Source organism: Pseudomonas sp. NBRC 111138, from assembly GCF_001320835.1.
GTDB lineage: Bacteria > Pseudomonadota > Gammaproteobacteria > Pseudomonadales > Pseudomonadaceae > Aquipseudomonas > Aquipseudomonas paracarnis.
Genome location: NZ_BCBO01000043.1, coordinates 1 through 10,193 on the forward strand (window position 1 = coordinate 1; position 10,193 = coordinate 10,193).

10 protein-coding genes and 1 pseudogene are annotated in these 10,193 nt (G+C 60.9%); 5 read left to right on the forward strand and 6 right to left on the reverse strand.

From position 1 onward, the window contains the following. The 4 genes from APH41_RS08145 to APH41_RS08160 form a co-directional block, all read left to right on the forward strand. Positions 1 to 1,036 (forward strand): HAMP domain-containing sensor histidine kinase (locus APH41_RS08145; RefSeq protein ID WP_054918347.1); only part of this gene is annotated, 1,036 nt, incomplete at its 5' end. A gap of 188 nt (positions 1,037 to 1,224) precedes the next feature. Then, positions 1,225 to 1,905 carry a class I SAM-dependent methyltransferase gene (locus APH41_RS08150; RefSeq protein WP_003193934.1) on the forward strand — a complete coding sequence of 227 codons (681 nt, stop codon included), beginning with the start codon at positions 1,225 to 1,227 and terminating at the stop codon, positions 1,903 to 1,905. Positions 1,906 to 1,909: 4 nt separating this feature from the next. Beyond that, positions 1,910 to 2,629 carry a lipopolysaccharide kinase InaA family protein gene (locus tag APH41_RS08155; protein WP_014719763.1) on the forward strand — a complete coding sequence of 240 codons (720 nt, stop codon included), beginning with the start codon at positions 1,910 to 1,912 and terminating at the stop codon, positions 2,627 to 2,629. Continuing rightward, positions 2,626 to 2,853 carry a hypothetical protein gene (locus APH41_RS08160; protein ID WP_003193932.1) on the forward strand — a complete coding sequence of 76 codons (228 nt, stop codon included), beginning with the start codon at positions 2,626 to 2,628 and terminating at the stop codon, positions 2,851 to 2,853. Before APH41_RS08155 ends, APH41_RS08160 begins: the two co-directional genes overlap by 4 nt. A gap of 270 nt (positions 2,854 to 3,123) precedes the next feature. On the opposite strand, the gene APH41_RS08165 is transcribed toward APH41_RS08160, so the two are convergent. The 3 genes from APH41_RS08165 to APH41_RS08175 are packed head-to-tail and all read right to left on the reverse strand — an operon-like array spanning position 3,124 to position 6,759. Continuing rightward, complete coding sequence (locus APH41_RS08165) at positions 3,124 to 4,221, reverse strand: DUF1513 domain-containing protein (protein WP_034128709.1); 1,098 nt, start codon at positions 4,219 to 4,221, stop codon at positions 3,124 to 3,126. A 2-nt stretch (positions 4,222 to 4,223) separates the two neighbouring features. Continuing rightward, positions 4,224 to 5,288, reverse strand: a complete 1,065-nt coding sequence (locus APH41_RS08170; protein ID WP_054918348.1) for an imelysin family protein — start codon at positions 5,286 to 5,288, stop codon at positions 4,224 to 4,226. 31 nt (positions 5,289 to 5,319) lie between these two features. Further along, on the reverse strand, positions 5,320 to 6,759 hold the full coding sequence (locus APH41_RS08175; protein ID WP_054918349.1) for a di-heme oxidoredictase family protein: 1,440 nt from the start codon (positions 6,757 to 6,759) through the stop codon (positions 5,320 to 5,322). A gap of 140 nt (positions 6,760 to 6,899) precedes the next feature. Here APH41_RS08175 and APH41_RS08180 point away from each other — a divergent pair, with 140 nt between their 5' ends. Further along, a complete protein-coding gene (locus APH41_RS08180) occupies positions 6,900 to 7,463 on the forward strand; it encodes an NAD(P)H nitroreductase (protein ID WP_038451385.1) in 564 nt (187 codons plus the stop codon). A 145-nt stretch (positions 7,464 to 7,608) separates the two neighbouring features. On the opposite strand, the gene APH41_RS29615 is transcribed toward APH41_RS08180, so the two are convergent. From APH41_RS29615 to APH41_RS08190, 3 genes and pseudogenes are all read right to left on the reverse strand, one after another. Next, entirely contained in the window at positions 7,609 to 8,364 is a 756-nt protein-coding gene (locus APH41_RS29615) for a methyl-accepting chemotaxis protein (protein ID WP_370706227.1), read from the reverse strand. A gap of 102 nt (positions 8,365 to 8,466) precedes the next feature. After that, a pseudogene (locus APH41_RS29620) lies at positions 8,467 to 9,747 on the reverse strand (HAMP domain-containing protein); the annotation flags it as partial. 138 nt (positions 9,748 to 9,885) lie between these two features. After that, positions 9,886 to 10,193 (reverse strand): YbaN family protein (locus tag APH41_RS08190; protein ID WP_054918354.1); only part of this gene is annotated, 308 nt, incomplete at its 5' end.

Genomic DNA, 10,193 nt, shown 5'->3' on the forward strand with positions numbered 1-10,193 from the left:
ACTGCCCAAGGATCTGCGCCATTTGGACCCGGGGTTTCATGAGGTGTTTCGCGAGGCGCTGTCGTACCACGCCATGGTTGAAGTGGTCGATGGCCGGCGTTATGTGTTGCTGCAAGACCAGAGCGATTTCGAAGAACGTGAGCGCGTGTTGTTTGCGGTGGTGCTGGTGGGCTTCGTGCTCAGCCTGGCGCTGGCGGCGTTCCTCGGCTGGGTGCTGGCCCGCAAGGTGATGGCGCCGGTGGTACGCCTGGCCCGCCAGGTCCGTCATCGTGACCAACTGTTGGGCCTGGCTCCGCCCCTGGCGCCGGATTACGCCGCCGATGAAGTGGGCGAGCTAGCGGTGGCGTTCGACGCCACCCTCGGCCGTTTGCGCCAGGCGTTGTCGCGCGAGCAGCTGTTTACCAGCGATGTGAGCCATGAGTTGCGCACGCCCTTGATGGTCCTGGCCAGTTCCTGCGAACTGCTGCGCGAAAACCCGGCCATCGATCAACGTGGTCGCAACCAGGTCGAGCGCATTGCCCGTGCCTGTGAAGAAATGCGCGAACTGGTGCAAACCTTCCTGATGCTGGCCCGCGCCAAACACGACGACGCCGCCAGTTCGCCCCAAGGCAACCTCACCCAGGTGGCCGAAGACCTGCTCGGTATCTGGCGCGAGCCCATCGAGAAAAAAGGCCTGACGTTGATCTACCTGCCAGGCAACCCCCTGGACACCTGCTACAACACCACCTTCTTGCATGCGGTGATGGGCAACCTGCTGCGCAACGCACTGCATTACACCGAGCACGGGTTTATCCGCCTGACCCTTGAGCCCAGTGGTTTCACGGTGGAGGACTCCGGTGTCGGCATCCCCGAAGAGAAGCGCGAAGCGATGTTCGAGCCGTTCGTGCGCGGTAGCGAGAAGCGTGGCGAGGGCCTTGGCCTCGGCCTGTCACTGGTGCAGCGGATCTGCGAAAGCCAGGGTTGGAGCGTGAGCCTGAGCACCATGGAGCCTAATGGCTGCCGTTTTCATGTGGAACTCAACCCAGTCAGAACCTGACCCTTCAGTCTGTCGTTTTGCTGATGCAGACTGCGTGCTTTTCGGCGAAGATGGCCCGGTGCTACTGAATGTTTCTGTAAAGTCTTGAAATGTATGCAATTGGACAGGACGAGATTTTCACAACGAGTTGACCTGTTGATCACAGTTCGCTGCTTAAGGTCGTAGGCATCAGTTACTGGAGACGTAAGATGCCTTCCCCGATCAAGCTGGAATTTTCTGACAAGTACGACGATCAACACGCGCAGAAATATTTGCTCAAGCATCAGGACAATCTGGCTCGCCGGTTGTCCCACAAGCGCGACGAGCAGTTGGCGCGCGGTGCGCTGGCCATGGCCGGCGAGCCGGGGCTGGTGTTGGACCTGCCGTGTGGTGCTGGACGTTTCTGGCCGTTGCTGGCCGAAAAACCCAACCGTGTGATTATCGGAGCTGACAATTCGGCGTCGATGTTGAAGATCGCCACAGCTGCCCAACCGGCAGAGGTGGTGAAACGGGTACGCCCTTTGCAGACCTCTGCCTTTGATATCGATTTGCCAGATAACTCCGTCGACAGTATTTTCTGCATGCGCTTGATGCACCACATCGGTGAGCCAGAGCACAGGCTGACAATACTTCGCGAGTTTCAACGTGTTACCCGCGACAGCGTGATTATTTCGCTGTGGGTAGACGGCAATTTCAAGGCCTGGAAGCGCAAGCGCAGCGAAGTGCGTCGTCGCAAAAAAGGTGAGCAAGAAGGTTACCAAAACCGGTTTGTGTTACCGGCTGCTACTGTCGAGGCAGAATTCGAGCAGGCCGGTTTCCGTGTTCAGGAATCCCTGGACTTCATACCGCTCTACGCCATGTGGCGAGTGTATGTATTGCGCAAGAGGTAACAGGATGGCAGTTGAGTGCGTAGTAGGCAGTCATGTAGCTCCCGAAGAACGATTTGATTTTTTCTGGCGTCAACAGGGTGAGTGGGTTGAAGAACCCAACCGCCGACGTGGTGGTGAAAGTGGCGTGCAACGGGTGATGAGCCCTAATGGCCGTTTGCTCTATTGCAAGCGCCAGACCGGCCACATTTACCGCAGCTGGCTGCACCCTTTTGGGCGTCCGACCGTGCTGCGTGAGCGTGATGCCCTCAAAGGCCTGCGTTTGCTGGATGTGCGTGTGCCGGAACTGGTGTTTTGCGAAGCACGTCGCGACCCGGAGCACCAATGGAAAGCCCTGTTGGTCACCGCGTCTCTGGACGGTTTCGACGAGATTGAAAACTGGTACGCCGCCGGTGGCCGCGAACAGTATGGCGAGGCGGTCCACGAGCGCCTGCTGCAAGAGTTGGCCGGCACCTTGGCCCGTATGCACAAAGGCCGCTGGCAACACGGTTGCCTGTATATCAAGCACATTTTCGTGCGGGTGACCGGTGAGCCTGATGCGGCGACTGTGGAAGTGGCCCTGCTGGACTTTGAGAAATGCCGCCAGCGCCTGACCGCTTATCGGGCCGCGTCCCACGACATGCTGCAATTGCGTCGCCATTCGTCGTGGAATGATACCGACTGGAAAAAACTCAGCTACTTTTACGAGACGGCGTTTGGCAGCGCTATCAAGGGTTTAACCAGATGAAGCTAGAAATAGCACGAGGTTTGTTTCTGGTCGGGGCATTGGGTGTTGCAGCCCTGGCCCTGGCGGTATGGGAACAACCTCGTACACAAGTGTTGAGTGCGGTAGACGGTGGCGGGCAATGCCTGCTGCCACGCATTGCCAAGACGAGTGTGGCGGCCAAGCCCGACCATGAACTGTTGTTATTCATGTTCGGCATGTCTCAAGCGATGAGGCCGCAAAGTTGAGGTGTCAGACACAAAAAAGGGCCTTGCGATGCAAGGCCCTTTTTTGTGTCTGACACCTCAACTGTTGTAGGAGCGAGCTTGCTCGCGAAAAAACCGCAGACGACACGTTCATCCAGGATGGGCGCGTTCATGATCGTTCCCACGCTCTGCGTGGGAATGCCTCTTGAGACGCTCTGCGTCTCGTCCGTTAGCGCCAGTGACGCAGAGCGTCACGGGTTGCATTCCCACGCAGAGCGTGGGAATGATCAGCCATTTTGATGTCGTCGGTCTTTAGACCAGGTGCAGGTGGTTATCCCAGAACCCCGCCGGTAACTCCAGTGGTGTTGCCAGTAACTTTTCCTGGCGGCAATCATAGAAGCGGCAACGGCCCTGACCGGATGTCACCACAAATCCATCCGCCACCGCACCCACCCCCGCACAGTCAGGCAAGGGCCCATCCAGGCGCAGTTCGGCGGTGTCCATGTCCCAGATAAAAAAGCGATTGCCACGAGGTGCTGTCAACGCCACCAGGCGCAGTTCGCTGTGCACTGCCACGCTGGCGGTGTAATGCCCCATCGCCTGCAACTGTTCATCAGCCACCGGGAACGCCACGAACGGCTGCCCCGGTCGCTTGATCGCCAGCAACTCGGAACGCTCCTGGGACGGGCCCATGAACTGTTGCCCGGTGAGGATGGTGCCATCGCTGGCGATGCCCATGTGACGCACGCTGTTCATCTGCTGGGCCAGGGTTTCCTTGCTGATCAGGCTGCCGTCACGGCGCATCAGCACCAGGCTCGGCTCCATGGCGTTGAGGTTCATTTCTACCCGGCTTTCGGCTTCGGTGCGAATGCCACCGTTGGCCACGATCAGCGTCTCGCCGTCGGGCATCCACGAGACTTGATGCGGGCCGATGCCGTGGGTAGATATCTCGCCGCTGTGCACCAGCCGCTCACCTTCAAACTTATACACACCCAACAGGCCGCGGCCAGGGTCGGAGGTGTCGTTCTCGGTGGCGTACAGCCAGTCACCGCTCTTGTGGATCACCGCATGGCCATAGAAATGGCGGTTGGCGTTGGAGGTGATGGTTTGCAGCAGCCTGCCATCGCGCAGGTCGATCAGGTAACTCTCGGTGCCTGGGCGACGGGCGACGAACAACGCAATCGGCAACGTCGGGTGGTTGATGATGTCATGGCAGCGCTGGCTGACCTGAGTAGCAAATACCGGCTTGCCGTCCAGGCGATAGCCGACAGCGTAGTGCTTGCCGTCGGCATCATCGCGGGCCGACAGCAGCAGCGGGCCTTTGTCTTTGTGCTTGAACAGCGTCCAGCCACCCAAGGTGATAGCGCTGAGCAGCACGCTGCCCACCGCCAAAGCCTGTCGCCTGAGCATCATCAGTCACCGTCGTTGGCGTTAAAGCCCAGTTGTACGCCCAGCGCCTTGGCCAGTTCACCTTCATGCAGGCGGTGGACTACGTTGAGGCTGTCGTAGATGTCGTTGAGTTGCTGGCGCCCGGCGTCGTCGTTCAACAGTTCGTTGAGCGTGCGCTGGTTGCTGGCGAACAGTTTCAGCGACGCTGCGTAGGCGGCGTCGATTTTCTCGGCCAGTGGCTTCTGGTCCGCCGGCAGCAGGCCACGCAGGCCTTTGTTATCCACGCCCACCCACACGGTCTGAGCCGCGGCGAGGCTGGCTTCCAGGCTCTGCAGGGACGACTGGCTGCGCCAGGCATCGGCCTGGAACGGTTGCGGGATGCCCTTGGTCTGGCGGCCCATGGGGGTGCCGAGTTTCTTCTTCAGGGTGTCCAGGGCGGTCACTTGCACGCGCAGCAGATCGGCGATGGCTTCGTGGGAATCAGCGTAGCGCTGGTTCGGAAACTTGGTCATTTGCGCGAGCATGCCGTCGGTGCTGTTCCAGCTGGCCAGGATCTCTTCGGCCAGGAGTTTCTGGCGCTCGCCGATAGCCATCAGCAACGGGCAATAGCGGGCTTTCTGGGCTTCGTCGGCAACGTCGGGCTTGGCGTCGTAGAGGATGTATTCGTAGGCCGACAGGCCCTGCACCACCACGCTGGATTTCGCCAGGGCCGCGGCGTCGATCTGCGGCTGTGCACTGACCAGTTGCTCGACCTGGCGGCCGACCAGGTTCTTCTTGTCTGGCCAGAACTGCACCTGCCACGCCCGGTTGCCTTCGGCCAGCGGGCCGATCAGCAGCGGTTGCAACTCGGCCCAGGCTTTTTGCGCGTGTAGGAAGTCGGCGCGGGCGGTGTCCAGGCTTTCCTTGCCTTGGCAGTAGGCCAGGGCGCTGACGGCCAGTTGACGGTCGGCCTCAACCCAGCGGCTATAGGTTGGCAGGATCACTTGTTTGGCGATGGCTGCCGAGGTCACTGCTTGCGGGTCTTGGGGCGAGCAAGCGCCCAAGGCCAGGGCTGCGAGGCTGGTGAACAACAACTTGGGACGAAACATGTCGAGCTCCCTTCTGTAAGTGGGGCAAAGCTTATAAAGAATTCAGGAACGCCAGCAACGCGGCACGCTGCTCGGCATTGAACGACAACACATGTTGCTGCGCCGCTTGAGCTTCACCGCCATGCCACAGCACGGCTTCAAGCAGGTTGCGGGCGCGGCCGTCATGCAGGAACTGGGTATGACCACTCACGGTTTGCGTCAGGCCGATGCCCCACAGCGGCGGGGTGCGCCAGTCGCGGCCGGTGGCTTTGAATTCGCTACGGTTGTCGGCCAGGCCTTCGCCCATATCGTGCAGCAGCAGGTCGCTGTAAGGGCGGATCAACTGGTTGGCCAGTTCAGGTTCGGCGGCATTGGCGGTGGTGGTGAAGCTGGGCTTGTGACAGCCCTGGCAACCGGCCTGGTAGAACAGGTTCTTGCCGGCCAGCACTTGCGGCGTGTCAACGTCCCGACGTGCGGGCACCGCGAGGTTGCGGGTGTAGAACAGCACCAGGCGCAGGATGTTATCGCTGACTTCCGGTTCACCCTGCGGGCCATTGCCGTTGGGCGCCTGTTTGCAGGCCACTTGGGCGTCGGTGCAGTCATCGAAGGGTCTCAGGGACGTGGTGAGGCCCATATCACCAGAAAACGCGTGAACGTTTTGTTGATTGAGGTTGGGCTGCCCGGCTTTCCAGCCAAAACGCCCGAGGACAGTTTTGGCCTGAGCGTCATCCCAGACCCAATTGGCGCGGCCCAGGATGGCCTCTTTGTCGGCGGTCTTGGGGTCGGTGTTGCGCAGGATATCGGCATCGCTGATCGCTTCGAGCAGGCCCAGGCCGATCATCGGCGGGGCGATACGCGCCGAGAAGCGTGTGTCGGGGTGCATCGGGCCGTAGCCGAGTTGGGTGATCTGCAGGTCGGGCTTGCGTAATTCAACGAGCGTGCCGTCCTTGAACCTGACGTTGACCGGTGTGTAGTCGACCCGCACCTTGCCTTCCGGCGCAACGCCAGGCACCGCCATGTCCTGGAGTTGCCCGCCGTAGACCGGCTCGGGTACCACGCCGATCTGTTCGATAAGCTTGGCGTAGGCGGGCTGCTCTGTAATAGAGGGATGGATGGACAGGCGCACCAGCATCGATACGGCATTGGGCGCGTCGGGCAGCGGCGGGTGGCCACGGCCATCCTTGATATGGCAGTTCTGGCAGGCGTTGGTATTGAACAGTGGGCCCAGGCCATCGCGCGCCGTGGTGGTGGACGGCGCAATCACCCACGGGTTGCGAAAGAAACTGTTGCCGACGCTGAAGTCCAGGCGCCGCGTCGGCGCCAGGTTGGCCGAGGGCAAGGAAAAGGCGTTCTGGTCGCGCTTGTTTACCGTCGCCGCGCCACCGGCCCGCGATTCACCCGGCTCTGCTTTCGTGAAGCGAGGGGCGTCATCGCAAGCAGTCAGGCTTAAAGCCATCAACGCTGCAGGCAGGTACAAAAGCGCACGGAACATCGAGATTCCTGGACGAGGGCAGAAAATTAAGGCGCAAAGTCTAACAGGGCAGGGCAGATTGAATAAGAGCAATTATCGTTTGGTGGCATCCCGATTCTTTCCCGCTAGAATGGCTGCACATTTTTTTATGGAGGTGGCCAATGCAGGCTCTCGACGCTTTGCTCAACCGTGTTTCCGTGCCCCGTTTGCTCGACCCGGCACCGACCCAGGAGCAGCGCGACCTGCTGTTCGCCGCCGCCATGCGCGCGCCCGATCACGGTCAACTGCGCCCGTGGCGTTTCCTCACCGTGGAAGGCGCAGCCCGTGAACAGATGGGCACGCTGTTGGCCGAAGCCGCTCGTCTGCAAGACGCCGACGCACCGCAAGCCGCCATCGACAAGGCCCAGAACGGCCCGCTGCGTGCGCCGCTGGTGGTGGTGGTGATTGCACGTGTGCAAGAGCATTTCAAAGTGCCCAAGTCCGAGCAGTTGCTGGCCGCCGCCTGTGCGGCCCACGGCATTCTGCTGGCGGCGTATGCCCAGGGTATTGGTGCGGTGTGGCGTACCGGCGAATTGTCCTACTCAGCCCATGTCGCTAAAGGCCTGGGGTTGGCGGCGAATGAAGAAGTGATTGGCTTTCTCTACCTGGGCACGCCGCAGAACCCACCGCGTACGGCGCCGAAGGAAGACCTGACGCCGTTCGTCCAGGCCTGGCCCGGCCGGTAATTCACCACTGCCCTGCTCTATATGTAGGAGCGAGCTTGCTCGCGAAGAACTCAAAGGCGCCGCGTTTATTCAGGAAGCACGCGTTATCGTTGACGTTTTTCGCGAGCAAGCTCGCTCCTACAGGGGGCAATGTTTCAGAACCGAGTCAGACCCTGAACTGATCCATCAACTTCATCTGCTGGCTGGCCAGCGCATTGAGCTGGCTGCTGATCGCCGCCGACTCGGTGGCCTGACCCGTGAGGGTTTCGGTCACGGTGCGAATCGCCGAGACGTTGCGGTTGACCTCTTCGGCCACCGCGCTCTGCTGTTCGGCCGCGCTGGCGATTTGCAGGTTCATGTCGCTGATCACGGTGACCGCGTCGCTGATCTTGCCCAGGGCTTGCACGGCTTGATGGATCTGCCCGGCATTGCTCTGCGCCTGGTGCTGACTGGAGTGCATGGTCGCCACTACGCCACGGGTGCCGCTCTGGATACGCTCGATCACCAGGCGGATTTCTTCCACCGAGTCCTGGGTGCGTTTGGCCAGGTTGCGCACCTCGTCGGCCACCACCGCAAAACCACGTCCGCTTTCCCCGGCACGTGCCGCTTCAATCGCCGCATTCAACGCCAGCAGGTTGGTCTGTTCGGCAATGCTGCGGATCACCTCCAGCACTGAACCGATTTGCTCGCTGTTGACCGCCAGGGCTTCGACTTCGCCCACGGCTTTGCTGACTTCGTCGGCCAGGGTGGTGATATCGCGGGTGCTCTGCTCGATGATCGACATGCCTTCGCGGGCCGACTGGTCGGCACCGCGTGCCGCGCTGGCGGCATTGGAGGCGCTGTTGGCCACGTCGTGGGCGGTGGCGCTCATTTCGTTCGACGCGGTGGCGACCTGGTCGATTTCACGGAACTGCACCTGCATGCCTTCGCTGGTCTGGCGCGCAATGGCGGACGACTGATCGGCCGTCCCACGAGCTTCGGTGATGCTTTGCTTGATCTGTGCAATGGTCGGCTGCAGCTTGTCGAGGAAACGGTTGAACCAGTTCACCAGCTCGCCCAGTTCGTCTTTCTTGGCATAGGCCAGGCGCTGGGTGAGGTCGCCGTCACCGCTGGCGATGTCCTTGAGCATGGCGGCCACGCTATTGATAGGGCGGGTCACGCCAGTAGCGGTCAGCCAGATCAACAGCAAGCCCAGCAGGCCAGCGGCGGCGGCCACCAGCAGGGCTTTGAGCGTGCCCGTTGCCTGGGCCTCGTCGAGTACGGCTTGCAGTTTTTCGTTGTCGGCCAACATCACCGCTTTGGGCAGCTTGATCACCACGCCCCAGGATTTGGCACCGGCAATCGGCTTGAGCGGGTACACGGCACGAATGGTGTCGTCCTGTTCACGGATAACCGGCCGGTCATTGGCCAGCAGTTGCACGATCTCCTTGCCTTCGGCGCCGATGCTGTCGATCAGGTTCTTGCCAACTTTGCCCGGCTCACCACTGTAGGCGGCGATCAGGCCGGTGCTGGACAGAATCTCCAGGTGGGCGGCGCCGTTGAACAGGTCTTTCTGCGCAGCATCGGTGCTCGCTTGCAGGGCGGTGAGGGCGATGTCTACGCCGACCACACCGATGACTTTGCCGTCGACGATCAGCGGCAAGGAAATGGTAGTCATGAGTACCGGCTTGTCGGCCACGGTGTCTTCGTACGGGTCCAGCAGGCAAGTGCTGCGCGTGTCCCGTGGGCAGGTGTACCAGATGTTGTAGGGCGTACCGCTGAGATTGAGGGTGGTCTTGGTCAGGTCATCTTCGACCATGACGGTATTCAGGCTTTCGCCGCCAGCCCGGCTCCAGTAGCTGGAAAACCGGCCTTTTTCGTTGGAGACACGCGCCTTGTCGCCGATGAATTCGCTGTCCTTGCCATCCAGCCCGTTGGGCTCGAACGATAACCAGATGCCCAGCACCTTGGTGTTGCGCTCGAACGCGGTTTTGACGCTGCGGTTGAGCTCTTCACGCAGGGCCCCGGCTTCAAGGGAACGCTGGATGCCCAACTGACGCAGGTCTTTGATCTGGTCGGCCAGGGCTGTGACCACCAGCAGGTTTTCGCCGAAGGTCTGCTGCAAGTGGCCGGCCTGTTCGGCCGCTTTGGATTGCAGCAACTGCTCCACGCTGGCGGTGAGCATTCGTGAGCTTGAATCACTGACCAGCCGATCGTTCTGGTTGGTGTTGTAGATATTGATGCCGACCACCAGTGCAATCACACCCAGCAGACACAGGCCGGACAGCAACACGATTTTCAAGCGGATGGAGAGGGTGTCGAACATAGGTTCACTCACGAATGGACTTGTTGGAATGCACGCAGAAGAGCCAAGTCCATTCGGCGCCGTACCTGAAACATCGGCGTCACAAATCAATTCATGAGCAATAGGCGATGAGCGGTAGGAAAATGCCTACATCGGCCGTTATACGGGGCGTGCGAGCTGCTCGGGGCGGGACCAGATCCACAGGTTGCCCAGGCTCATTCCGGCAATTGCCAGGTACACCGGCCAGCCGTGATCGAGCATCACCAGCATCAGCACGGCGCACAGCAACATGCTCACGGTGGCGCTGACCTTGGCGCGGCGGGCGATGATCTTGCCATTGCGCCAGTTGGACAGGATCGGCCCGAACAGGCGGTGGTTTTCCAGCCAGGCGCTGAGGCGCGGCGAGCTTTTGGTGGCGGCCCAGGCGGCGAGCAAGATGAATTCGGTGGTGGGCAACCCCGGTATCA

Excerpts from the sequence above, each read along its gene's own strand:
- APH41_RS08150 (WP_003193934.1), top strand. The coding sequence starts at position 1,225 with ATGCCTTCCCCGATCAAGCTGGAATTTTCTGACAAGTACGACGATCAA.
- APH41_RS08165 (WP_034128709.1), bottom strand. The coding sequence starts at position 4,221 with ATGCTCAGGCGACAGGCTTTGGCGGTGGGCAGCGTGCTGCTCAGCGCT.
- APH41_RS08155 (WP_014719763.1), top strand. The coding sequence starts at position 1,910 with ATGGCAGTTGAGTGCGTAGTAGGCAGTCATGTAGCTCCCGAAGAACGA.
- APH41_RS08170 (WP_054918348.1), bottom strand. The coding sequence starts at position 5,288 with ATGTTTCGTCCCAAGTTGTTGTTCACCAGCCTCGCAGCCCTGGCCTTG.
- APH41_RS29615 (WP_370706227.1), bottom strand. The coding sequence starts at position 8,364 with ATGCAGGTGCAGTTCCGTGAAATCGACCAGGTCGCCACCGCGTCGAAC.
- APH41_RS08175 (WP_054918349.1), bottom strand. The coding sequence starts at position 6,759 with ATGTTCCGTGCGCTTTTGTACCTGCCTGCAGCGTTGATGGCTTTAAGC.
- APH41_RS08160 (WP_003193932.1), top strand. The coding sequence starts at position 2,626 with ATGAAGCTAGAAATAGCACGAGGTTTGTTTCTGGTCGGGGCATTGGGT.
- APH41_RS08180 (WP_038451385.1), top strand. The coding sequence starts at position 6,900 with ATGCAGGCTCTCGACGCTTTGCTCAACCGTGTTTCCGTGCCCCGTTTG.